The sequence below is a fragment of the Paenibacillus sp. 598K genome, from assembly GCF_003851045.1.
Taxonomy (GTDB): Bacteria; Bacillota; Bacilli; order Paenibacillales; family Paenibacillaceae; genus Paenibacillus_D.
The window spans coordinates 103,166-125,284 of record NZ_BFBX01000016.1 but is presented as its reverse complement, the minus strand read 5'-3'; the positions used below and the strand labels follow the sequence as shown (position 1 = coordinate 125,284).

Sequence of the window (22,119 nt, the reverse complement as noted above, 5' to 3'; positions counted from 1 at the left end):
TGATGCCATGAATGTACTCAGATCTTTTTATTGTCCGGTGAACAAGAAGATGTTCCAGCGAGGGGCGGCGTATAGCTGCCCCGACAAGGCGCACATCACCTGTCTGCAAAAAGCCGGAATCATCGAGGTGCTTGCCGAAGATAAACCATCGCGTAAGCGCAAAACGGACAAAGAACAGGGTGATGACAATGCTGGAAACGGTGAAAAAATCACTTCGCATCAGCCCGAGTAACACAACGTTTGACATCGAGGTCGAGGACATCATTGCAGCCGCGAGAGACGACCTTAAACTTTGCGGAGTGATCGCGGCGAAGGTGGACATTGATACCGACCCTCTTATCAAGCGGGCCATCATCGTATATGCCAAGGCCAACTTCGGATTCGACAACCCGGAGGCGGTACGCTTTGCCGCCTCCTACGAGTCCCTGAAGGCCCATCTGAGCTTGTCACAGGAGTACACGGTAGGAAGTGATACCCCATGATGTGGAGAGATGTTGTAGGGCTCGTAGCTGTTGTGAAAGAGCGCGGGCCTTACAACTCATTGAGGGATGTTGACGCACCGGCGAGGGATGTTTACGCCAACAAGAAGTCGGCTCGCCAGTCCGAGTTTTACCAGGCGTTGGCGGTCGGCATGAAGCCGGAAATCATGTTCGAAATTCTGGCCGAGGAATACAGAGAGGAACCAAAGTTGATCTACGAGGGAACAACTTACTACATCATTCGGAACTTCTCGAAATCCGGGGAAAAGCTGGAACTGGTCTGCTCTCGATTCCCGATGGTGAAGAAGGATGGCTAGGGGGACGAGGATCGAAGGTATGAAGGAGCTTGAGAGGGCGATGAAGCGCCTTGGCAAAGTGCCACAGACCATTGTTACCCAGGCTGCGAGGGCAGGCGCTACGATCCCTCTCAGGGCTTCTAAAGCCAATGCGCCGGAGGACACAGGAGACCTGAAGTCAGGCATCATCATGAAAAAGGAACGCCGGACAAAGATCGGCAAGGCAGTCTATGACATTATGATGGACCCTGCCAAGAACGATATCTTTGTCAAAACGACAAAGGACGGAACGCGCTATTACTATCCGGCCTCAATGGAATACGGCTTTATGACGGTAGATGGGGGATACGTCCCTGGCTACCGTTTTTTACGTCGTGGTCTGGTGGAGAATGTGACGCGCATTGAATCCCGAGTCATTGAGGTGGCCGGAAAAGCAGTAGACAAAGCTTGGAGAGCGAGGTGATGACATGAATCTTGAGGAAGCGATGATATTCGAACTGGACACGATAGGGCCTCTGAACGGCAAAACCTACCCAGCTAACGCCCCGCAAATGGGCTTGGATGGTCTGCCGGTGACGACGCCTTACATCGTGTTTTTGTCCAGTTTCGGACGGGAGATACGGACGCTTGCTGGGTTTACCCGAAACAAGAGTGTCAATGTGGATTTAAACATCCTCACCTCCGATTATCCCCAACTCAAGGACTTGACCGAACAGGTTATGAGCGTCATCACATCGTTCCCTAGGCGCGTGATTGGCGACGGGGGTCCATTCATCCAAGACCTCACCTATGAGGACCCCACGGAGCTATACGAGGCTTTACCAGCGCTGCACAGATGCAATATCAGTTTGACATTTCACCTTTAGGAGGTTGGACGCGTGGCACAAAGAGCGGTAGGCACAACACTCATGATCGGCACTATTACGGTCGGCGGTATTACGTCCATCAGCGGACTTGAATTGTCCGCCGACACAATCGATACAACAACATTGGATAGCGACGGCGGCTACCGGGAGTTCATTGGTGGCTTCAAGGATGGTGGAGAGGTTGGTATCTCTGGCTTCTTCATGCCTGACAATGCGGGACAAGCGGCGATCTACCAAGCCTTCAAGTCCGGTGCGACCAGCGCCTGCAAGATCGTCTTCCCACCAGAAATGGAAACATCGTGGGAATTCAACGCTGTTGTGACAGGTTTCTCGACCGGCGCGGAGCTGGAAGATGCATTATCCTTCGAGGGCACGCTGAAGGTATCTGGCGAGCCGACTCTGGTACTGCCGTAAGGCCGGTCTATCCGGCCTATTTTTATTTTTGGAGGGATTACATTGACGAATGCCAACAAGAACGATGCAGTCATGATTTATCTGGACCGACCACGCGAATTGCGGTTTGGGCACAAGGCGTTGAAGAAACTCCAGGCTCTCACGGGTACGTCGATTGAGAATATCGACATGGATAACTTCGACGCGGAGAAGATTGAAATCTTCTTCTACTGCGGCCTGCTCTCCGACGCGAGAGACAACAACGAAACGCTCGAAATGGATCAGATCGAGGATCTATTGGACATGGCATCTTACGAGGAATTGATTGAAAAGATGCAAGAAGCATTCGCTTCGTCCTTCGGCAAATTCATGGTGGGAAACCCACAGGCGGCAGCGGGGAGCCCCAACCGTGGGACTGGGAAGAATCGCTAAAGGCCGCGCTCTCCATTGGTCTGAAGGTCCACGAATACAACGAGATGACGCCGCATGAGCTCAATTTGCAGATCATGGCGTTTAACGAGCGGCAACGTGCCGAGATGGACGAGCGCATGACGTTGTTTTACCTCAACGCCGGGTGGAGCCGTTCGACGAAGCCGATGCCGTCGCTCAAGAAGCTGCTCAGTAAGCAACCGAATAAAAAGCGTCAGCAATCGCCGGAAGAGATGTTAGCCATCGTTAAAAATCTGAACGCCGCATTCGGCGGAACGAGAAGGTGCGAGAATGGCAGTAGTTAAGAACCTAATGATCCGCATGGGCGCTGATTTTAGTGCGATGCGGAAATCCATGCAACAGGCCCAAAAAGACATGGAGCAGTTTCGGGGGCGAATTTCTAAGACTGTACAGGCCATTGGCGCGATCCTCGCTATGGTTGGCAGCGGCTTGGCTATCGGTAGTGCAGTCAAAGATGCGATGCAGCTTGAAGCAGCGATCATGCAGATCAACCGGACGCTCGGCAGCAGTGCGGGCTCCTTTCAGAAGTGGGCCAAGGACAACGAGCGGGCGCTGGGTATGTCGACTCTCGAAATCACCAAGTATGCAGCGGTCTACTCCAATCTGATTAGTTCTTTTTCCAAGACGGTAGAGGAGACGACAAAGAACACCCAAGACCTACTCAAGGCGTCGGCCATCACCGCAGCCGCCACCGGTAGGACGATGGAAGACACGATGGAGAGGATTCGTTCCGGTCTGCTAGGCAACACGGAGGCTATCGAGGATCTTGGCATCAACGTCAATGTCTCAATGATCGAGTCAACAGAAGCCTTCCGAGCCTTTGCCAACGGGAAAAGCTGGAACCAACTCAGCTTTCAAGTGCAGCAGCAGATCCGGCTCATGGGTATCTTGGAACAAGCCACATCCAAGTACGGTACAGAGGTAGCGCAAAACACAGCCTATCGACAAGCGGTCTTTGTGGCCCAACTCAAAAACACCCGTCTGGCTCTTGGTCAGGCGTTTTTGCCGATTTACAATTCCGTACTACCGGCATTAACGCGGATGGCTACGGCCTTGGCTACAGTGGCTAACTTTATCGCTCAGTTTGTCACTGCTTTATTCGGCGGGGGAGCTGCGCAGAAGACACAGACACAAGGCATCGACCAACAAACAAAAGCTGTCGGCGGCTTGGGTGATGCTTATGACAAGGCTGGTAAGGCTGCGGCCAAGTCGGGAGACAAAGCCAAGAAAGCGGGCAAGAAGGCTCAGACATCTGTCGCGGGATTTGACCAATTGAACCTGATCGGTAATAAATCGGACTCGGGTAGTGGCAAGGACAAAGATAAAGACGCCGAGGATGAAATCGGGCCAATGAATGTCGATGCTGGCGGCGGGGCCTTTGGTGCAATGGGTGCCGGTATGATCGATGTCGGCGAGAAGGCCCGAGCAATGGCTGAGAAAGTGCGCAACGCCTTCCAAAACATGAGAGAGTTCGTTGTTACCAACAAAGATATCATTATTGCGGCATTAGGAGGACTGGCAGCGGCGTTTGCGACATTCTTTCTTGTATCGAGATGGGGAGCTATTGTGGCAGCCGTCAAAAGCGCAGGCACTGCAATTGTGGCGGTCTTGGGTGCTATATCCGGGCCGATTGGATGGATCGTATTGGCTGTCGGGGCGCTAGTTGCTGCATTCATTTACTTCTACCGCACGAACGAAGGATTTAAGGGTGTGGTTGATGGCATTTTCAAATCGATTGGAGATGTCATATCGGACTTATGGAATAATGTCATGGTGCCGTTTGGGTCATGGCTCGGAACCAACCTGACGAAAGCTTGGGAGGCTGTAGGGACAGGTGCTAAGTGGCTGTGGGATAACGTACTCAAGCCTTTTGGTTCATGGCTCGGAACAGTCCTCGTGAAGGCTTGGGAAGCAGTAACGAAGGCTTCCGAATGGCTCTGGAAGAACATCCTGAAACCGTTCGGCGAGTTTTTGTTGTGGTTCTGGAAACAGGTTGTCACACCTGTTGCTAATGTCGTTGGTGATGTCCTCGTCATCGCTCTTAAGTTGGTGACAGACGTCGCTAAAAACCTATGGAACAATGTCCTTGTACCGCTAGGCAACGCCTTGAAGGATCTGGTTAAGCCTGCCGTGGAAGCTGTATCGGCGGTATTTCAGTTCCTTTGGGAGAAAGTATTGAAGCCGCTCGGCACGTTTATGATCACCACGCTCATGTCGGATATCGAATCCATTATCGGCGTATTGGAATTCCTTTGGAAGGAAGTTGGGAAGCCGATTGCAGAGTTCATCGGGGGAGTCTTCAAAACAGTCTTCGACAATGTCTTCAGCGGGATCAAAGACTTAATCGGTGGGCTGAAGACAACCTTGGAGGGTCTGTTGAACTTCATCACCAACATTTTCACAGGAAACTGGAGCGACGCATGGGACAGTGTGCAAAAGATATTCAAGGGTGTGTTTGATTCGCTCTGGTCTATTGTCAAAACACCTTTGAACCTCATCATAGATGGGGTCAATCGCGTTATCGACGGGCTCAACAGTATCAGCATTGACGTACCGGATTGGGTGCCGGATTGGGCGGGCGGTGGATCATCGTTTGGGATCAGCATCCCTAAAATCCCGAAACTCGCCAAAGGCGGCTTGGCTTACGGCCCAACGCTCGCCATGGTAGGGGATAATAGAGGAGCTGCGGCAGACCCGGAAGTCATCTCACCTCTGTCCAAACTGGAGGCAATGATTAACACGGAATCGGACAACAAAGATGTCGTAGCGGCTTTGGATCGCATCTATCATGCCGTCAAACAGCAAACAAACCAGCAGGGCAGCAAACCAAACTTGAGCAATACGGATCTTGTCCGCGCAGTTGCTCAGGGCACGAATGAGATCACCAGACGACAAGGCAGATTGGCTTTCAATGTATAGGAGGTAGGTAGTCATGCAATTGCACATCAACGGCACAGAGATCGCTGCCTACCCCATCGAATTTTCGGTCACGGTACTTGACCTGGACGATGCGGAATCCACGACACGAACGGCGGACGGGCTGATGACAAGGGATCGGGTCGCAGTCAAACGTCAGATCGAAATGAAGTTCGCCGCGCTGCCGTGGAACAAGATTTCCGCCATCCTCCGGGCGACGCAGAATGTCTTCTTTGACTTCCGTTACCCGGACCCACTGCTTGGAAATTACACGACCAAAAACTTCTATGTCGGCAATCGTCCTGCGCCGGTCGCCATCGAGAAAAACGGCGTCCTCTGGTGGGATGGATTAACCATGACATTGACGGAGAGGTGAGGCCGTGTATCCAATATCTCCGGTCTTCGAGGACCTGCTGAAACGCCGCGACCGGGAATGGATGGTCAAGGTTGAAATCGATGGGGAGGAGTACACCAATAGGAGCATCGTCGAGTTTCTGATTGAGAATAGCCTGACACTGAATCAGGAATTCGAAATCGGGACGGCGACAGCCTCTAAATTTGTCTTGAAGCTTAGGACGCCGCTAGAGATCCCCGCCAATGCCCGCATGCGCCCTTATTTGGCCCTCTCCACAGCTGGGATGACTTGGGGAGACGCTACCTATCCTTGGGCGGGTAGTGACTTCCCTTGGGGCGGTGGGGACGAGTCAGGCACCGACTGGCTCCCTTTGGGGGAGTTCTTTGTCGACTCGCGGGTACAGGAAAAGGACATCTGGACATTCACTTGTTTAGATGCACTCATTTTTGCGGAGGTGCCTTATGTCTCATCCCTGACGTATCCTGCGACGATGCAAGCCGTATGGGACGAGATATGCGACCGTCTAGGGTATGAGTATGACCAGGTGAGTATTAACCCGGCCTATACGCTCCCTGTGGCTCCTACAGGCTATACAACGCGTCAGGTGATGGGGTTCATTGCTGCCTCAAACGCAGCGAGTGTCTATGTCAGCAAAACAGGCACTATTCGCTTCAGGAGATTCACGGCAGCCGACCAGCCAGTCTTTCAGTTATCGGAATCGGATTACATGATGGCGAAGAAAGCCAACCCATTGAAGACCTACACCCGGTTCGTTGTCACCTACGACGATGAGGACGACTTGTCTTATGAGGTGGGCACCGGTGACGAAAACCACACGCTATACATCAACAATCCTTTTGCTACGCCGCAAATCGCGAATGGCATATTGGCTGTGATGAACGGATTCTCGTATGTCCCTGTGGCAATGGACGCACGGGGCTATCCGCAATTAGAGATGGGCGACCGTATCAGTTACCTCCAGTACGAGGGCAACACCTGGGAGACAGCAATCAAGCCTTGGGAAGATACTGAAGTCCCCTGGGACGGCCTCAGCCGTTATGAGACGATCATTATGCATCAGGTGTTCGACTTCCGGGGCGGACTCTCTATGAGTGTTGACAGCCCGTCACAGAGCGAGCAGCAAAGTGAGTATCCTGTCGTCGGTACAGTGACGAGCGAGATAAACAAGCTCTCGCAGTCGGCGGTCAAGCAAGGGAAGAAGTATTATGGCGTTAGCATTTCCCGAGACAAAGGGCTGACCATTGATCGAAGTGACAGCTTGGCTTCAGTGACCTTAAACACCGATGAGTTCAAGTTCACTGCCGATGGAGAAGAGGCGCTATGGTTCGACATCCCCTCTCGGAAATTCAAATTCAGCGGCACGCTGGAGGGTGTAAACGGGAAGTTTACCGGGACGGTCGAAGGCGGTCAATTCATCGGCGGAAGCATCCAGATCGGCAGCAGCTTCAGCGTCAACAACGCGGGCCATATGGTGGCGGTTGGCGGGGAGTTCTCCGGGACGATCAGCGCGGCAGTCTTCAATGGTGGTCAGATCAACGGAACGAACCTGAATGGTACAACCATCACCGGTGGTACTGTTCAGACTAATGCGCCAGGAACGTACCCAAGAGCATACATGACCAGTACCATTCAGATGTTCGGCGTTCAGTCCTCAGCCAATAGCGGCATCGAAATGAGAGCATTCGGGGGCTCGGGTTCCGCTCCTTATATTCGTTTCTTTGTGCCTGGAGCTGAGGGGAGTATCCAGATGAGCAACGCAGCGACAGGGATCTATATGAATGCACCTGCATTGACGGCAGAGTTCAACGCCATGTATCTGCGGGGTTATTCGGGTACTTATATACTCGGGTGGGCGTCTTTAATATCAGAGGCTACAGGGCAATCATTAGAGACTGTTATTAATAGATTGGATCTGGCGATTGACAATAGAGCACTTAAGTCAGAAGCTGGGTATAACTTAGTATTTAATTCATCTACAAGGCTATTGAAAATGTATAACCGGAATGGATCTGAACTCGCGTCTGTAATCATTCCTGCGACTTAACTTATTAAAACTCGAAACTCTGCCGATACTTTGGAGTATAATCTATCAAACGTATTGAGAGGTGTTCGAATGAAGAAGTTTGTCGCAGGAATGTTGTTTGGCGCAATTTTAATGCTCGGCGTATCGGTATCTGCTGCCAACATTAGCGCTATTATCGGAAAGAAAGTGGATGGAACGATGACAGTTTCGGTAGACGGGAAGAAGCTTGAAAAAGAAGCGGCCATCATCAATGGTACCTCGTACATCCCAGTCCGCGACGCAACGAATGCTATAAACGGCGAAATTGTCAGTGTTCAAAATAAACATATCGAAATTGTGACGAAAGGGGGCGCTGCGGTGTCTGTAGATGAACAGAAGTTGGTTAATGAAATGAGAATAACAAGCCTCTTATCAACAAAGGAAGACCAGTTATCTCGGCTGCACGCCAACATCGACGCAAGGGAAAAATACTTCAAAGACAGCGAAGGAGTATACAACTGGGGCGGCGGCGACCAGCAACTGAAGGATACCCCAGCATACCCTATCCTGCTTGAGGAATTGAACCAATTAAAGGCCGAAGCCGAGACGTTGAAAGATGAAATCGCCGACCTCAAGGACCAACTGGCAGCACTACAATAAACTAAGCCCTCCCGCGCGGAGGGTTTTTCGATGGGAGGGAACAGGATGAATAATTTGAGTATCGAAGGCGGCAAAATCTATCTCAATGGTCAATTGATTCGATATGTCACTAACTTCAATTTGGACGTGAGTGCAGGTGACGCATCAGGCACCCTGACATTGACCGTGCTGGTCGATAATCCATCATTCCAATATAAAACGGTTGGGGATAAAGGTCCAGAAATCATTGTCCCACTGAAGCAAATGACTGACGAGCAAATGGAAGTTTTTCGAGGTATAGTAAGAAAGGAATTAGCCGCGACCAAGGAAGAGGATCAGCGGCATGTTCGTGAAGCAGCACGACCCGCGCCCCCAATTAATCTGTCGAGTGATTTAATATTGAAGGCTACAGGTCGGGATTGTTCAAAGCACTAAATCTTCATCACCAAGTATTGCGTTGAACTCCACATAGCGACATGTGGTGCAAATAATAGCCGTCACAGCGATACCGCTTGTCGTGTCAGTCATTATTCCGTTGCCATTATCACTTTTGACTAAACGAGGGAGCATTAACGGCTCATCATGTTTAATGAATGTTTTAATACCACACTTTGGACAAGAATATGCTTCAGACAAAATAAGAACCTCCCTTCTGGCTTGGTGCATAGCACTTCGACAGGATGGGAGGTTTTTCCTTGCAAACAAACGTTCCGAGGAGGTTCCATATGCCCAGAATAGAGGCAGTAATTAGAGCGGAGATCGACCCAACAAAACCTGTGCAAGAGGTATGCGGCGTTATCCAAGCTATGACGCCTTACCATCCAGGAGAGGAGGTCAAAATCCTCGAAGGCATTAAAGAAGCGATTGAGAAGCGATTGGAGCAATTGAAAGGAGGTAAGCCCGATGGCAAATCGGTTCACGAATCTGGTCGGAAGTGACCGCATCTCGGATTCGTATACGCAGATCAATGATGGGTTCGATGGCGTAGAGCAGGAGCTTGACGCGTTGGACACATCAACCGGAACAGCGCAACAAGACATCAACGATCATAAAGCGGCGACTACGGCGCACAGTTCGACTTCAGCAGCGACAGCGGGGCGGATCATGCAACGAGACGCACAGGGCCGGGCGAAGGTAGCAGCTCCGGCGGCGTCCGACGACATCGCCCGTAAGCAAGAGGTTGACACGGTTCAGAACAATCTCACCACTCACGCAGGCAGCGGCGGCAGCGCCCATGCAGCAGCCACGACATCGACAGCGGGCTTCATGGTCGCTACCGACAAAGACAAGCTCGACAAGTCGACCAGCGCAAGCACAGCCAACACGCTGATGCAGCGTGACGGCAACGGACAGGCGAACGTAGGCACACCAACAGCCAACAGTCACATAGCCCGCAAACAGGACGTAGACGCCGTACAAAGCAATCTGACGACGCACACGAGCGACAGCACGATCCATGTCACCTCTGCTGAGAAAACGAAGCTGGGTGGCATCCAGACTGGAGCCGAGGTCAACCAGAATGCCTTCAGCCAGGTCAACAACGTACCGGCCAACAGCAAGACGGACACACTGACGGTCGAAGGCGGTACGGGCATAACTGTCACCACTGACCCTGCGAATAAAAAGATGACCATCACCGCCACAGGAACATCGACTCCAGGAGCGCACGCTTCCTCTCACTTGTCCGGGGGATCTGACCCAATCCCGAACGCAACAACAACAACCTCCGGGCTCATGGCAGCAGCGGACAAGAATGCAATAACGAACCTTCAAGCAGATGTCGACGCTTTGGAGGCTCAACTTGCCGAAGCCGCCACCATCACGCACACCCTATCGCAAGGCCAGAGTATCGTGGAGGCGCAGCAGGCGTCAGGGGCGAGTGTCGTGGTGCTGGGGCAGACGCGGTATAACCTGCTGGGTAGTGACGGTAGACTGAATAATTTATCTACATTTTCAATTGCGGGCAACGTCACCTTATCTACAGCTTTCGTGCGTAATACAGGATCTTCTTTCATGTTTGTTGATACAGGCCAAGGAACTAAGGACTACTCTCTTACTCTCGATCCGACCAAAGAGTATTATGTTGGGTGCTGGGTGTACATCGAGTCATATCAGTCTGGCGGTGCTAATATCACGCTACGTGATTTTGGCACGAACCAAACAAGGTACACAGCAGTAATTAATTACTCTTTAGTGGGTGCTTGGCAGTTTATTTCGGTTAAGATCCCCAAAAATAACACCTTGGTTGGGGATGGCTTTCGGTTGCGCTTTGGGATGAACACAGGTGGTACCATGGTAATGTACTTTGCAGACTTGCGGCTAATAGAAATCAGTTCGTCTGAATTCTCAAGTTTGACCGGAGAGGCCTTAGATACGCTTATCCCATACATTGATGGGATGCAGAGCGTAAGGGGCGTGTCGGTAGCGGTCAAGGGTCGTAATCAGATTCTGCCGCTGCACTCGACCGGAGTCTCAACGACAGCCGTCGGCGAAATACTGGAGCCGTATAAGTACAGGCTGACGTCGAGCGGCGCTAGTGGCGTGAATGCCTTTATCACGATATCCGTCCTGCCGAATCGCCAGTATACGTTTGCTGCCGACATCAACAACGCAAACGGGACGATTGGTGTATTTGATTCGGCTGGATCGGCATCTTTGGCGAGTTACGGCACAACGCCGCGCACATTCAACAGCGGGGCTAACACGGTTGTCCGGTTGTACATGCGGACCAACGCCAACACTACGTCCGAGTTCGCCAATCATACCTTGGTTCTCGGCGACGCCAGCGCCCTGCCCCCATCCTTTGTTCCTAACCAGGATCAAACGCACATCGCCGACGTGATTTTGCGTAGCATCGGTAATCGACGAGATGTTTACAACGCTAACCTCGGTGAGGTATGGCGAATAGTCGGCGAAGTTTTACTTAGCGATCTGACGTATCTGACAACTGTCTCAGGTACGAACGTGGACAGAATTGTCTATAACCGCCCTTCTGGCATGTCAGGGGTTGTTGGATCAGGCATAGCCCTAGTTGAGGGAATGGCGGAATTGTCAGGGGCGCTTGATCAGGCGAGCAATGTCGGCAAATACGGTACGGTCCACGGAGCCAATATCATTGATTTTTTAGTCGCCAAGGGTACTACCCGCGCCCAATTTGAGGCTGCGACGAACATGTCCGCCAAGATCGTCTATCGCCTCGCAGCTCCCGTAACTGAGCCCGTACCGCATAGCGGAGCCCTGACGGTCCATCCCGGTCCTAATATCGTCGAGGTGCGGACGGGGTACCGTCGAGAGCTTGCGACGCCGCAATCGGTATCCATCAGCAGCGTACCGCACTATGTAATAAACCGGACGGCGCAAGCGGGTTCGGCTCTTACGGGACGGACGAACGAAGTCCTGCGCGTATACAAAGGCGGCCAGGTCGACGATAAGTGGACGATCAGGGCCAACGACAGCAACTATAACGGAGGCGGCGGCGCATCCATCCCAGCGACTGATTACGATCCCAACGCCGACTACTACGTCGATTACATCGTCCTCGACCGCCACGCCTACACGACGGCCGTCAGCGAGGCGAGCGTCACCGTGGCCGCCAATCTCGGCAGCGCGGTCGGGGCCAACACTGAGGACATCGCCAGGGTTAAAACCCACAACGACAAGCAGGATACGGGCATCCGCGAGCTGCAACTGGACGCCTGGGCGCTAGAGACGATGGCGGCTAACCGCAACGGCTACGGCGTTACTACAGGGACGGCTACAGCTTATACGGTCACGCTGACGCCTGCACCGGTGGGCATCCCGGCAGGTCTACGCATCACCGTCAAGTTGCACGTTGCCAACGGCGCTAACCCGTCGATCAACGCCAATGGGTTCGGGGCTTCGCCAATCCTGCGTGCCAACGGCTCGGCACCGCCTCCCGGACTGCTCAAGGCAGGCGGCATCTATACGCTGGTGAGCGACGGCACGGCTTTTACGTTACAGGGTGAAGGGGGTGAGTACGGAGACGCCGCAGCCGGGGACGTGCTGGCGGGCAAGACGATAGGGACCGAGGATGGCTTGGTGACGGGCACATTAGCCCTTACCGGGGACGCCACGGCGGCGCAGGTCCTGACCGGGCGCACCTACTACGATACGGACGCCAAGACGCGGCGGACGGGATCGATGCCTAATCGCGGCGCGGTAACGATTACGCCGGGTACCGCTAACCAGACGATCCAAAACGGCTACCACAACGGCAGCGGCGTCGTGCAGGGCAGCGCCAACCTCACGGCGGCTAACATCCGGTCAGGCGTCAATATTTTCGGTGTCATCGGTACATTAATCGAGGGTAAGCGTGTAGCTACAGGGACCGTCACGTCGGGAGCTCTGGCGGTACAATTCGATCAGGTCGGTACGGGCCTCGTCCTTCGCGGCGCAGCAAACATTACCGGACTCGCATTTACGGCAGGGATTGCTATACTTTACCGCAATAACTTCGAGTATCTAGTCGTGTACGCTGCGACGACAGATCGGGTATTTGTCGGGGGCGGAACATCTACGTCAATGATGTATTACAACGCCACGTCGCCCGGATTCATCCGCACCAGCAGCCGCCTGCAAATTCCGGCGCAGGAAAATACAACGTTTAACTATATCGTGATCGAGGAATAGGCCCTGCTTAGGCGGGGCTCTTTTATTTGGGGAGGGGAGGTCTGCGCGTGACGCATGATCAAGTATCGGGATGGGCCCAGTTAGTCGATAAGTATGGCGTTACGCTGATCTTGGCAATCGTCATGACCGTGATGATGATATACATCCTGCGATTACTCATCACCGGCAAGCTCGTGCCTCGGGAACTACTCGACAGGTCGGAGGAGGACCGGGATGAGGCAATCAAGGCGCTAAATGAGATCAAAGGCCCGTTGGACCAGCTGACGATTGCGGTTAATAACATTAAGAGAGACGAGGACCGAGGAGGATGATCACTATGCTCATGCGAGTGTTGAGATGGATCGCCCCCTGGCTCCGTAAAAAAGAGGCCGAGTTAGCCCGGGCCTCCGAGAGGACGACTCTTAGCATTAACCGTTATCGTACATCGTCCCGGGAGCTACAGGAGGTTATCGAGCGCAATAATTTTGCCAAGTACCTCATATACGATAAAGGAGATTGAGGCCGATGATTGATTGGATCGACTGGAGCCTGCTGGTGCTATACACAGCAGCGGTATGGTGCGCGACGTATGTACTGATTGCACATCGATCGTACTTCGCGGAGCGGTTTAAAGTGGGCGTTGTCAGCGCGTTTATGCTGGCGATGCTCTTTTTTTTGGTCGCTTACGACATCAAAATGTTGATTGCTGTATGGATGCGGTCCAGTGAGGTGTTTGGATACCGGACAGAGGCAGTGCAGGACTTGCAGCGCGGACTCTGGCTGCTGTCTCAGCTCGGTACGACGACGGGTCTGGCTATACTGGCCGTGCTGACCTATACACGCCGCTATGATCTGTGGTTTGTGCTTCGCAAATACGATAAAAAGGGTGAAGAGTAACATGGAACAACTGCAACCGTATATCAACACGCTGGTATTGGCTATCGTGGGTTTTGTGATGACCTGGGCGCTGCGCAAGCTTGATCCGCTGGTCGAGCCTGCCAAGGCCTGGCTGCGGGCCCGGACGACCGATACACAGCGTCAGGCCCTCCAGAGGATCGCAGCGGAGGCGGTAGCGCTGTTCGAAGCGACTCTCGGCAGCAAGCAGGGGCAGGAAAAGCTGCGGCTCGCCAAGGCTTACATCAACAAGGGGCTCGGGGCGGTCGGTAGCGACCTAAGCGACGCCGATATCCGGGCAGCCGTGGAAAAGGCGCTCGCCGAGTACAAGGCCAAGCAGGGAGGCGGCAGCGATGCGGGCAGTCATTGACCACATCCCCAAGTCAACGCCGTATGGCCGCCGCTCAGGGCAGTCTATGGTCGCCACGACAATCACGATCCACAACACCGGCAACGCCAAGAGCACGGCCCGCAATGAGCGGGCTTGGCTCACCAATCCAAGCAACGTCGCAAGGGCCAGCTATCACATTGTTGTCGATGAGCGCGAGGCTATCGAGTGCATCCCGGTCAACGAGCGAGCGCTACACGCCGGGACAGCAGCAGGCAACAATACGTCAATCGGCATCGAGATCTGTGAGAGCGGCAACTACGCCCAGACGCTAACCAACGCCGTCAAGCTGGTTGCGGCCATGCTCCGGGAGCGTGGGTGGGGCGTGGATCGGCTGCGGCGGCATTATGACTGGTCCCGTAAGATCTGCCCGCGCCTCATGTACGACGGCGGCAGCTGGGCGGGGTGGGAGGCGTTTAAAGCGCGGGTCGCCGCAGAGCTTAAGCCTGCCGCCAGCCCTCGGCACCCAACCTGCCGCATCGTCGTCAACGGTAAGGAGGTAGCCAGCGGCCTGCTGATCGACGGGCGAGCCTATGCGCCCCTGCGAGCGGTCGGGGAGGCTGCCGGTCACTCTGTCGGCTGGGACAACGCCAGCAAGACGGCCAGCGTGGGCGGTAAGCCTGTCGCGGGGCTGCTGCTGGACGGCGTGACCTACGTCGCGCTGCGGGCTGCTGGGGAGGCTGTCGGGGGCGTTGTGGCGTGGGATGGACCGAGTAAGACAGCCTCGATCACGGTATAGCAAAAGCCGCCTGGCCTTCGTGGCTGGGCGGCTTATTTATGTTATTTTTATAAAGTAACTTGATCCGGTTGTGCTTCACTTCTGTTTTCCAAGTAAGCCTTAAGTTCCTCTACCTCGGATGACCTTTCGTAATATGCTTTAATCATCTTATTAGCTTTTCTGCGCAGTAACTCCTCCTCGCGATCCAGCTTTTCTAACTCTCTCGACAACAAATAGACAACCAATGATGCTTCTTTTAGGTTTAGTGAATCAATTGGTTTTGCCATTAATTTATCGAGTCTTTCCTGTTTTTTCTGCTCAATATATTCCTTCGCTCGACTCTCTCGTATTTTCGCTATCGATTTCCTGTTAACTTGTCTACTCATATTATCCTCCTATGCGCCGCCTCCTGGGGCTGTCGCGCTTTAGCTAGTCCTCGTTAAACTCCAACAGTCGCCAACCCTTCCACTGGCTAATCGCCTTTTTCCGTCTCCTTCCCGCGTTTATCACGATACTCCTCGATCTGTTTTACCGTCCAAAGAGGCCCGCCAGCAAGGCGCTGGATTGGAATGGGGAACTTCCCGCGCTGCATGTAAACCGAGACATGCTGCTTCTTCCAACCGAGGATTTCAGCGGCTTCTGTTACCCCTGCCAGCGGGGGAATTAGTTTCCCGAGAATGCCTCATCCAGAGCGTTATTTAGATTGGCAGCATGGTCTTCAAGGTCTACATTTCCGGCTGCTTCGATTACTTCCTGCACCGCATCTGATCCATGTTCTTCCTTCAACGCTTCGATACGCTCCTCCAATTCCTCATTTTCCGTCAGCACCTTTTCCCACCAATCATACGTTTCTTGACTTGCTTCATAAATGCCTGTGTCAGCGTCAAGATCAAACTGCCAGCTTTCAGATCCGAATCCGCCATGATTGCCGATCATGTCTGCTGCTGCATCTGTACCGTTAGACGAGAGCATGCTCAGTGTTTCCATAGCACCTGTTTCTTTGATTTTAACTTTCATCATATTCATTTCCTCCTGTGGCCCGACGCCATTTTGCGTCTGCGGCTATATGTATTCTCTCGTTGTTTGTTTGACTCTGTAAAACAAATATATCATGATTGTTTTACTCTGTCAAACATAATTATTGAAGCAACGCAGGACTCTTTTCTCGTCATGATACAGGATGGATCTTTTTTCTTATTGCATAAAGAACAAACGTTCTCATATAATAAGAACGAACGTTCTTATGTATCGGAAGGGGGAAGTCACTTATGCCCGGTAAACGTGTTGTCTTTTTGGCGGACTGCCAATCATTTTACGCCAGCGTCGAAAAGGTTGCGAATCCGCAATACAAGGATCAACCCGTCGTGGTCGCTGGTGATCCTGCGCGGCGCTCTGGCGTCATCTTGGCTGCATGCCCCATAGCGAAACAATACGGAGTTAAGACGGCTGAGAGGCTAGGAGAGGCGTTGGCTAAGTGTCCTGGGCTTGTCGTCATCAAGCCACGTATGCAGCGGTATATCGACGTGTCGCAATTGATCACAGACATCTTTCTGCGCTATACGGATATGGTGGAGCCGTACTCTATCGACGAGCAGTTTCTGGACGTCACCGGGTCACTTCATCTGTTTGGCTCGCCGGAGGAGATGGCCTCTCTGATACAACATCGTGTCATGCTGGAGACTGGCATCCATACGCGTATCGGCATCAGCGAGACTAAAGTACTCGCCAAGATGGCGTGCGACAATTTCGCTAAGAAAAACGAATCCGGCATCTACACACTGCTTCCAAGCCAACTAGAAGAAACCCTTTGGACGCTGCCGATACCTCAACTGTTTATGGCTGGAAGCCGAATGACCGCACACTTTCAGATGATGGGGATATCCACCATTGGCGACCTCGCCCGAACGCCACTAGACAAACTCAAGGCGATGATGCGGCGGCGCTTTGGCAAAAACTCCGACATCAACGCCGAACTATATTGGCGCATCGCCAATGGGATCGACAACAGCCCTGTGACCCCAGGGACGCATGAGGCAGTACCTAAGTCAGTCGGTCACATGATGACCCTACCGCGAGACTACGCCTTGCTGGAGGACATCAAGGTCATTGTCTTGGAGCTGACGGAGCTTGTGTGCCGTCGCTGCCGAGGAATCGGTTATATGGGGAGGACTGTATCGGTGAGTTGCATGGGGGCGGACTATGACAACATGACGGGCTTCAGTAGGCAAGCCAAACTGCTCGATCCGACCCATGTTACTAATCAGGTGTACCAAGCCGCAATGGAGTTGCTGCTGAAGCATTGGGACGGTCAACCCGTCCGACGTATCGGGGTTAGCCTCTCAGGGCTTGTAGACGATAGTGTGGTGCAGCTTGATCTATTCGACCCGACAAGAGACCGCACAATGGCGCTAGAACGCGTCACAGACCAGCTTAAGGCACGATACGGCGAAGCGGTGATCTTGCGGGCGTCATCACTGACAGAGAGCGGCCAAGCGGCGGACAGAGCCGCCAAGATAGGGGGTCATTACCGATGAAGAAACTTGAGGGGAATGGATTGTGGGAGTCGAGCCGCATGATATTGCCAGAGCATCGCGTGCAGATGCAGCAGAGACGTCAACTGTTAAAGCGTCGGGATCGCCCACAGCTCGACGAGCAAGCAATAGAACAGATCCAGCAGCGCCTAGCCGACTCCCTGGAGCACAAAACTCCTGTCACCGTGACAGTTTACCATCCTTACGAGCCCCGCCATATAACGGGGCATGTGGAGTCTGTAAACGTCCACCGGCGACGTATCCTTGTGGACGGGTATTGGATCGGGATGGAGGATATCGAGGACGTCACTTCGTAAGGAACTTATGTAGGTGCTTGCTGTACACTACCCCATTGATACATACGGAATCCTTGAGGTGCCTATCGATGGGGCCGCCGTAATCGACTAGCTTATCTCCGCGCCAGACCTCGACACGACGACCTTGTAGGAAAGCTTCGTTAAAATCGTTTGCCGTCTTTAGTATCACGCGTTAAACCTCCTTGCTGCATCAAAGAAAAGGCCGACCAGGTGGTCGGCAGGTGATTACTTCAGCACATCAACTTTCACATTGTTGAAACGGTAATCTTCAAAGTCTGCATTCAGCACGACGTTTATGTTATTTACATTCGGAACAGGCGGAAAGAAAATTACCGATTTCGCGGTTACACCCGGTTCTATGAAGTCTGGGGCTTTATCTACGTCTTTATTGTAATATCGATCCCAGTTGGTGTCGAAGTCATATTCATATTGCTTTCCGTTGGCAACTATTTTTGACAAGGAATCTCCCGTCATTGCCTGATCATCCGAATTGTTTGTGTACGTGACGTACAGACGCAACGAGTCGTCGTCTTGCTCGGCTCTATCGAGTGTGATAGTCACTCCTTTAATGGTTTGGCTCTTGTTATTTGGCTGAACCGCCGTAGAGCCTCCCTGTGACCCGCTAGACTGGCCTGTCACCCGTACCGTCTTAGAGTTAGGATCATAGTCCACTGTAGCCCCCAGAAGCTCCGCAACAGCCCTCAGAGGTAAGTATGTAACCCCGCCAATAATCTTCGTCTCGGCGTTCGACGTTTTGCCGTTTACGATCAGCGTCAGTTTCGTGGCGGCGAAGGCTCCAATCCCCATAGATACGATCATGAGGCTGGCGATGATCGAGGCAATCAATAGCTTTTTCTTCATTCCCATTCTCCCTTTATGACCCCCATCGGCTAGGGTATTTGTCTGTAATCTTCCAGCATCCCGATCATACTACATTAGACCTAAAATGAGAATCCAAAAAATAGATTAGTAATTGTTGACAGTCACAAATGCGACGTGATATGATTCGTCCGACAGGTCGCATTTGTGACGTGATTTACGAAAGTAGGGAGGGGTTTTATGCGAAAGAAAACCATACTTGAGGAAGTCTTCACAGCAAGTGAAGCAGCGAGCTTTCTTGGTCTTTCGAAGAGGCAAGTTTATAGACTCTGTGACCAAGATAAATTGATACATAGACGTGATGAGAATAACAATGTAATCTTATTAAGACGGAGTGTTATTGAATACGAAATTAAACGAAAAGAAAAAACTTCAATGTGATTCAGAAGAACTAATTAGTAATAATAAGGGGCGAGTCAGTAATGTCAGATTTCTTGCTTTTCATGCTCTTCTCAACCTTTGAAGGACTAGCGGTTTATGCCGCAGCGACGTACACATTTAGGATCAATCTGAGGCGGTACATCTGGCACACGTTGCTGATCTTAGAGATTATCAACGTGCAGAATTATCTCGCCAGGACGGAGCTTCACGAGATCGCGACGGTGGCCGCACCCTTGCTAAACATCTTGATATCCATTCTCTTTTTCGTTGTTGTTGTACGAGCCCCTTTGCTTTGGTCAGGAGTAATGGCCGTTACTGGAGTAGTGGTAATAGGTGTTGTTCAAACATCGCTTATATTTGGCATCTTTGGCGGCGTGGATCAAATGAACACAGAAATCACAAATACATACTTGATTCAGTTTTTGACGGGTTTTGTAGTGGTCGTCACTGGAAACATCTTATACCGAAGAGGGTTCGGATTTACATTTGACTTCGACAAGGTTCTGCGGTTCGAAAGATTAGGTGTTATCGTTGCAATGATCTTGACTATCTCGTTTATACTAGGCATGATGCTGCTAGGGGACCTGCGATTCAACCTTGTTGGGTTTTTAGTAGTCCTGGCGGGGCTTTTATTCTTCGCGATCCGCCGAGAGCGGACACATGGAATTTAGGTCTTGAGAGGAGGTGATGAATGGGTGAAGCATCGTATTTATATGTTGATAGCGACGATGTTGGCGGGGGCTGCCGTCGTAATAGTATCTACTGGTAGCTGGCTGTACATCAACCAGCCGGAAACGCCGGAAGAACTATTACGTAAACCGGAGTGATGGGTATGCACTTTTTAGCTGTGACCCTTGACGCCGAGGGTAAATCAGGAATCATCAACGTTAAAGTATCCGATGTGACACATCTAGAGTCCGACTCACCAACCATGGTAGCAGTACATACATCGGATCGTAAATATTTCGTGATGGGCAGTATCAAGTATTTCACAGGGGTCCTTGAGGCGAGTGGTTACGAATTTTTCCTTTCTGACAAAGGGACCTTAGTCAACCTGAATTATGTGATCAGAGTGGACACAGGTTTAATGATCCTTCATTTGTCAAACGGCAAGAAGACGTACTACTCACGAAACAAGAAGGACCAATTACTTTCGACACTCTCGTTAAGGGGAATTTAACCTCTGGACGGGAGTTTTTTTTAATTTACAAATATAACACGTTTATTTTGCAGAGTGTGTCGATGCGTGTCGATTTATATTTACAGATTTTTCGAAGAATCCGTCATTTACATAAATTCGCCAATAGTAGATAATTGAACTTGTCAAGGAAAATTCAACCCGGTGAAATGTTAAAGGAAAAGTTGACAAATCGGAGTTTTACTATAGGGTGGATTTTCGACAGGGGAGGGAGCGTAAGCTCCAGACCAACTGCGGTTTATTCGTGGAAGTGGTAGAGGTCATCTATTCTGCATCTGAGGATGATTGCCAAACCTCTTAGAGTGAGTATGTTATTGCATATCTTTTCGTTTCGCTCATATTGGGATATGAGAGTATCGGACACGGATATGCCAAGATGACTAAGACGGCTGGACAACTCTTTTTGGGTGATCCCTATGACCTTTCGATGTTCGCGCAGTCGGCAACTCCCGAGTCGGAGTGCCATTGGTCGCCCCTTTCGAAATTCTGACATTTGGGGAACGCACGTTCGTTAAATTGTGATATAATCGATTTATCAGCAACTCGTACATATATGTGAAGGGGAGTGTCTGTCATTATAAATAAAAAAGTGATTGATCTAAAAAAGCTCTCGGTAGTGATGGGCAAGGAAGAAAATTATTTGATTAATCTTGTCCGTTTCGAAGTTGACGCTCCATCCGAACAATTGCAATCATCCTCTTGTATTCCTCCTCAGAAACTTCTTGACCATCAATAATGATTGTATATCCTTCTTTTACATCCTCATCTGATAAATCAAGAACGAGTTCATAAAACTCCCGCTCATTTTCATCTGAGTTGGAGTTTTTTTGATTATCAAATTTAGCTTGGCTCATCGATTCTGATTTCTTCTTATGTTCAATAATTTCGGTTTCAGTCAGATCATCGAGATATCCAGCAGCGGCCATCATTTCCATGTATGTAGTGGACTCAAGCGCGTTAGCTAGTTTTATTAAAGTTTTCTGTTCTGGTTGTTTTCTCTTTCCGGTTTCAAGTCGTGATAACTGAGCGACACTAACATCTGCAAGATTCGATAGCTGTTCAAGCGTCAATCCTTGCGCTTTTCTCAATCCTTTTAGGTACTCTCCGAAATTCTCACTCATTTCATTTGCTCCTTATTATTTTTCTATATGTAATATTCTCACTTGATATGACTAATATACAGCAAAATTACCGCGAGGTAAAGAGAAACTTAGTAAAACGGTTACCACGTGGCAAATTCGGTTGAATCCGGCCAAATAAGACGGTTTTCAGGGTTTTACCATGTGGCAAACTTGTAGTATATTTTTCCCACGGGGCAAATTTACCACAAGGAAAATTGCGAAGGGAGGTATTCGATTGTCACCTAAAACAGCAGATTTTGGATCATACATCAGGGAGTGCAGACAAAAAAAAGAGATGAATATCAGCCAATTGGCTGAGGCGGCAGAAATCAGTGCTGCACAAGTTTCAAGAATTGAATGCGGCCTTAGATTGACGCCTAAGCCCCAAACATTGAAAGCATTAGCGAACGCACTGGATGTTGATTTTGAGGATTTGATGAGACGCGCAGGTTACTTCGATTAAGGCAGGTGTTTTATGGATAAGTCAACCGCAAGGTATCGCGTCCTATTAGGAAAAGCATTGTTGGAAATGGCTAGAGAATCTTTGGGTACGGATGCAACATTATCTCAGATGGCGATATTTGCATCAAACAAGATTGGCGTTCCTGCTGAAGAAGCTAAAGCTTTGATTGTATCCGCTTGTTGA

32 protein-coding genes are annotated in these 22,119 nt (G+C 51.1%); 27 read left to right on the top strand and 5 right to left on the bottom strand.

From position 1 onward, the window contains the following. The first annotated feature begins 7 nt into the window (after nucleotides 1–7). From PA598K_RS36005 to PA598K_RS07225, 13 genes are all read left to right on the top strand, one after another. A complete protein-coding gene (locus PA598K_RS36005; RefSeq protein WP_185601671.1) occupies nucleotides 8–232 on the top strand; it encodes a hypothetical protein in 225 nt (74 codons plus the stop codon). Next, nucleotides 183–482 carry a phage head-tail connector protein gene (locus PA598K_RS07280; protein ID WP_128656296.1) on the top strand — a complete coding sequence of 100 codons (300 nt, stop codon included), beginning with the start codon at nucleotides 183–185 and terminating at the stop codon, nucleotides 480–482. Before PA598K_RS36005 ends, PA598K_RS07280 begins: the two co-directional genes overlap by 50 nt. Further along, nucleotides 479–796: a hypothetical protein gene (locus tag PA598K_RS07275; RefSeq protein ID WP_128656295.1), complete on the top strand. Its 318-nt coding sequence runs from the start codon at nucleotides 479–481 to the stop codon at nucleotides 794–796. The genes PA598K_RS07280 and PA598K_RS07275 overlap by 4 nt, the downstream gene beginning before the upstream one ends. A 19-nt stretch (nucleotides 797–815) precedes the next feature. Further along, a complete protein-coding gene (locus PA598K_RS07270) occupies nucleotides 816–1,238 on the top strand; it encodes an HK97 gp10 family phage protein (RefSeq protein ID WP_260405304.1) in 423 nt (140 codons plus the stop codon). A 4-nt stretch (nucleotides 1,239–1,242) separates the two neighbouring features. After that, nucleotides 1,243–1,641: a DUF3168 domain-containing protein gene (locus tag PA598K_RS07265; protein WP_128656293.1), complete on the top strand. Its 399-nt coding sequence runs from the start codon at nucleotides 1,243–1,245 to the stop codon at nucleotides 1,639–1,641. Nucleotides 1,642–1,653: 12 nt separating this feature from the next. Beyond that, nucleotides 1,654–2,055 (top strand): phage tail tube protein, encoded by a 402-nt coding sequence (locus tag PA598K_RS07260; RefSeq protein ID WP_128656292.1) that lies wholly within the window; start codon nucleotides 1,654–1,656, stop codon nucleotides 2,053–2,055. Nucleotides 2,056–2,097: 42 nt separating this feature from the next. Next, nucleotides 2,098–2,466, top strand: a complete 369-nt coding sequence (locus PA598K_RS07255; RefSeq protein WP_185601667.1) for a hypothetical protein — start codon at nucleotides 2,098–2,100, stop codon at nucleotides 2,464–2,466. A 44-nt stretch (nucleotides 2,467–2,510) separates the two neighbouring features. Beyond that, nucleotides 2,511–2,768 carry a hypothetical protein gene (locus tag PA598K_RS07250; RefSeq protein ID WP_128656291.1) on the top strand — a complete coding sequence of 86 codons (258 nt, stop codon included), beginning with the start codon at nucleotides 2,511–2,513 and terminating at the stop codon, nucleotides 2,766–2,768. Continuing rightward, a complete protein-coding gene (locus PA598K_RS07245) occupies nucleotides 2,755–5,403 on the top strand; it encodes a phage tail protein (protein WP_128656290.1) in 2,649 nt (882 codons plus the stop codon). The genes PA598K_RS07250 and PA598K_RS07245 overlap by 14 nt, the downstream gene beginning before the upstream one ends. A gap of 13 nt (nucleotides 5,404–5,416) precedes the next feature. Beyond that, entirely contained in the window at nucleotides 5,417–5,776 is a 360-nt protein-coding gene (locus tag PA598K_RS07240; protein WP_128656289.1) for a DUF6711 family protein, read from the top strand. 4 nt (nucleotides 5,777–5,780) lie between these two features. Further along, a complete protein-coding gene (locus PA598K_RS07235) occupies nucleotides 5,781–7,820 on the top strand; it encodes a hypothetical protein (protein WP_128656288.1) in 2,040 nt (679 codons plus the stop codon). A 69-nt stretch (nucleotides 7,821–7,889) separates the two neighbouring features. Then, entirely contained in the window at nucleotides 7,890–8,438 is a 549-nt protein-coding gene (locus PA598K_RS07230) for a hypothetical protein (protein WP_128656287.1), read from the top strand. A gap of 45 nt (nucleotides 8,439–8,483) precedes the next feature. Further along, on the top strand, nucleotides 8,484–8,852 hold the full coding sequence (locus PA598K_RS07225; RefSeq protein ID WP_128656286.1) for a hypothetical protein: 369 nt from the start codon (nucleotides 8,484–8,486) through the stop codon (nucleotides 8,850–8,852). On the opposite strand, the gene PA598K_RS07220 is transcribed toward PA598K_RS07225, so the two are convergent. After that, nucleotides 8,841–9,053: a hypothetical protein gene (locus PA598K_RS07220; RefSeq protein ID WP_128656285.1), complete on the bottom strand. Its 213-nt coding sequence runs from the start codon at nucleotides 9,051–9,053 to the stop codon at nucleotides 8,841–8,843. The genes PA598K_RS07225 and PA598K_RS07220 overlap by 12 nt on opposite strands. A gap of 89 nt (nucleotides 9,054–9,142) precedes the next feature. Here PA598K_RS07220 and PA598K_RS07215 point away from each other — a divergent pair, with 89 nt between their 5' ends. From PA598K_RS07215 to PA598K_RS07185, 6 genes are all read left to right on the top strand, one after another. Continuing rightward, nucleotides 9,143–9,355, top strand: a complete 213-nt coding sequence (locus tag PA598K_RS07215; protein WP_128656284.1) for a hypothetical protein — start codon at nucleotides 9,143–9,145, stop codon at nucleotides 9,353–9,355. After that, on the top strand, nucleotides 9,321–13,067 hold the full coding sequence (locus PA598K_RS07210) for a hypothetical protein (RefSeq protein ID WP_128656283.1): 3,747 nt from the start codon (nucleotides 9,321–9,323) through the stop codon (nucleotides 13,065–13,067). Before PA598K_RS07215 ends, PA598K_RS07210 begins: the two co-directional genes overlap by 35 nt. Nucleotides 13,068–13,114: 47 nt before the next feature. Beyond that, on the top strand, nucleotides 13,115–13,378 hold the full coding sequence (locus tag PA598K_RS07205) for a TMEM14 family protein (protein WP_128656282.1): 264 nt from the start codon (nucleotides 13,115–13,117) through the stop codon (nucleotides 13,376–13,378). A gap of 193 nt (nucleotides 13,379–13,571) precedes the next feature. Then, nucleotides 13,572–13,943 (top strand): hypothetical protein, encoded by a 372-nt coding sequence (locus PA598K_RS07195; RefSeq protein WP_128656280.1) that lies wholly within the window; start codon nucleotides 13,572–13,574, stop codon nucleotides 13,941–13,943. A 1-nt stretch (nucleotide 13,944) separates the two neighbouring features. Beyond that, a complete protein-coding gene (locus PA598K_RS07190) occupies nucleotides 13,945–14,310 on the top strand; it encodes a phage holin (RefSeq protein ID WP_185601665.1) in 366 nt (121 codons plus the stop codon). Continuing rightward, nucleotides 14,294–15,067 (top strand): N-acetylmuramoyl-L-alanine amidase, encoded by a 774-nt coding sequence (locus PA598K_RS07185; protein WP_128656278.1) that lies wholly within the window; start codon nucleotides 14,294–14,296, stop codon nucleotides 15,065–15,067. The genes PA598K_RS07190 and PA598K_RS07185 overlap by 17 nt, the downstream gene beginning before the upstream one ends. 47 nt (nucleotides 15,068–15,114) lie before the next feature. On the opposite strand, the gene PA598K_RS07180 is transcribed toward PA598K_RS07185, so the two are convergent. Both PA598K_RS07180 and PA598K_RS07175 read right to left on the bottom strand, forming a co-directional pair. Next, nucleotides 15,115–15,432 carry a hypothetical protein gene (locus PA598K_RS07180; protein WP_128656277.1) on the bottom strand — a complete coding sequence of 106 codons (318 nt, stop codon included), beginning with the start codon at nucleotides 15,430–15,432 and terminating at the stop codon, nucleotides 15,115–15,117. Nucleotides 15,433–15,709: 277 nt separating this feature from the next. After that, complete coding sequence (locus PA598K_RS07175) at nucleotides 15,710–16,066, bottom strand: hypothetical protein (protein WP_260405303.1); 357 nt, start codon at nucleotides 16,064–16,066, stop codon at nucleotides 15,710–15,712. A gap of 248 nt (nucleotides 16,067–16,314) precedes the next feature. On the opposite strand from PA598K_RS07175, the gene PA598K_RS07170 reads away from it, so the two are divergent. Then, nucleotides 16,315–17,580, top strand: a complete 1,266-nt coding sequence (locus PA598K_RS07170; protein ID WP_128656276.1) for a DNA polymerase IV — start codon at nucleotides 16,315–16,317, stop codon at nucleotides 17,578–17,580. Next, on the top strand, nucleotides 17,577–17,894 hold the full coding sequence (locus PA598K_RS07165) for a YolD-like family protein (protein ID WP_128656275.1): 318 nt from the start codon (nucleotides 17,577–17,579) through the stop codon (nucleotides 17,892–17,894). The genes PA598K_RS07170 and PA598K_RS07165 overlap by 4 nt, the downstream gene beginning before the upstream one ends. A gap of 225 nt (nucleotides 17,895–18,119) precedes the next feature. Here PA598K_RS07165 and PA598K_RS07155 read toward each other — a convergent pair whose 3' ends face one another. Then, nucleotides 18,120–18,755, bottom strand: coding sequence for a stalk domain-containing protein (locus PA598K_RS07155; RefSeq protein WP_185601663.1), 636 nt, complete (start codon nucleotides 18,753–18,755; stop codon nucleotides 18,120–18,122). 198 nt (nucleotides 18,756–18,953) lie between these two features. On the opposite strand from PA598K_RS07155, the gene PA598K_RS38980 reads away from it, so the two are divergent. The 4 genes from PA598K_RS38980 to PA598K_RS38975 are packed head-to-tail and all read left to right on the top strand — an operon-like array spanning nucleotide 18,954 to nucleotide 20,334. After that, entirely contained in the window at nucleotides 18,954–19,154 is a 201-nt protein-coding gene (locus tag PA598K_RS38980) for a helix-turn-helix domain-containing protein (protein WP_128656272.1), read from the top strand. Nucleotides 19,155–19,195: 41 nt separating this feature from the next. After that, complete coding sequence (locus tag PA598K_RS07145; RefSeq protein WP_128656271.1) at nucleotides 19,196–19,825, top strand: hypothetical protein; 630 nt, start codon at nucleotides 19,196–19,198, stop codon at nucleotides 19,823–19,825. A 24-nt stretch (nucleotides 19,826–19,849) separates the two neighbouring features. Further along, nucleotides 19,850–19,981 (top strand): cyclic lactone autoinducer peptide, encoded by a 132-nt coding sequence (locus PA598K_RS07140; protein ID WP_128656270.1) that lies wholly within the window; start codon nucleotides 19,850–19,852, stop codon nucleotides 19,979–19,981. Then, entirely contained in the window at nucleotides 19,981–20,334 is a 354-nt protein-coding gene (locus tag PA598K_RS38975) for a LytTR family DNA-binding domain-containing protein (RefSeq protein ID WP_128656269.1), read from the top strand. Before PA598K_RS07140 ends, PA598K_RS38975 begins: the two co-directional genes overlap by 1 nt. Nucleotides 20,335–20,996: 662 nt before the next feature. On the opposite strand, the gene PA598K_RS07130 is transcribed toward PA598K_RS38975, so the two are convergent. Further along, nucleotides 20,997–21,473, bottom strand: a complete 477-nt coding sequence (locus PA598K_RS07130; RefSeq protein WP_128656268.1) for a helix-turn-helix domain-containing protein — start codon at nucleotides 21,471–21,473, stop codon at nucleotides 20,997–20,999. Nucleotides 21,474–21,708: 235 nt separating this feature from the next. Between PA598K_RS07130 and PA598K_RS07125 the strand changes: the two genes are divergently transcribed. Together PA598K_RS07125 and PA598K_RS36000 are read left to right on the top strand one after the other, a co-directional pair. Continuing rightward, entirely contained in the window at nucleotides 21,709–21,936 is a 228-nt protein-coding gene (locus tag PA598K_RS07125) for a helix-turn-helix domain-containing protein (RefSeq protein ID WP_260405302.1), read from the top strand. A 12-nt stretch (nucleotides 21,937–21,948) separates the two neighbouring features. Next, entirely contained in the window at nucleotides 21,949–22,119 is a 171-nt protein-coding gene (locus PA598K_RS36000; RefSeq protein ID WP_185601658.1) for a hypothetical protein, read from the top strand.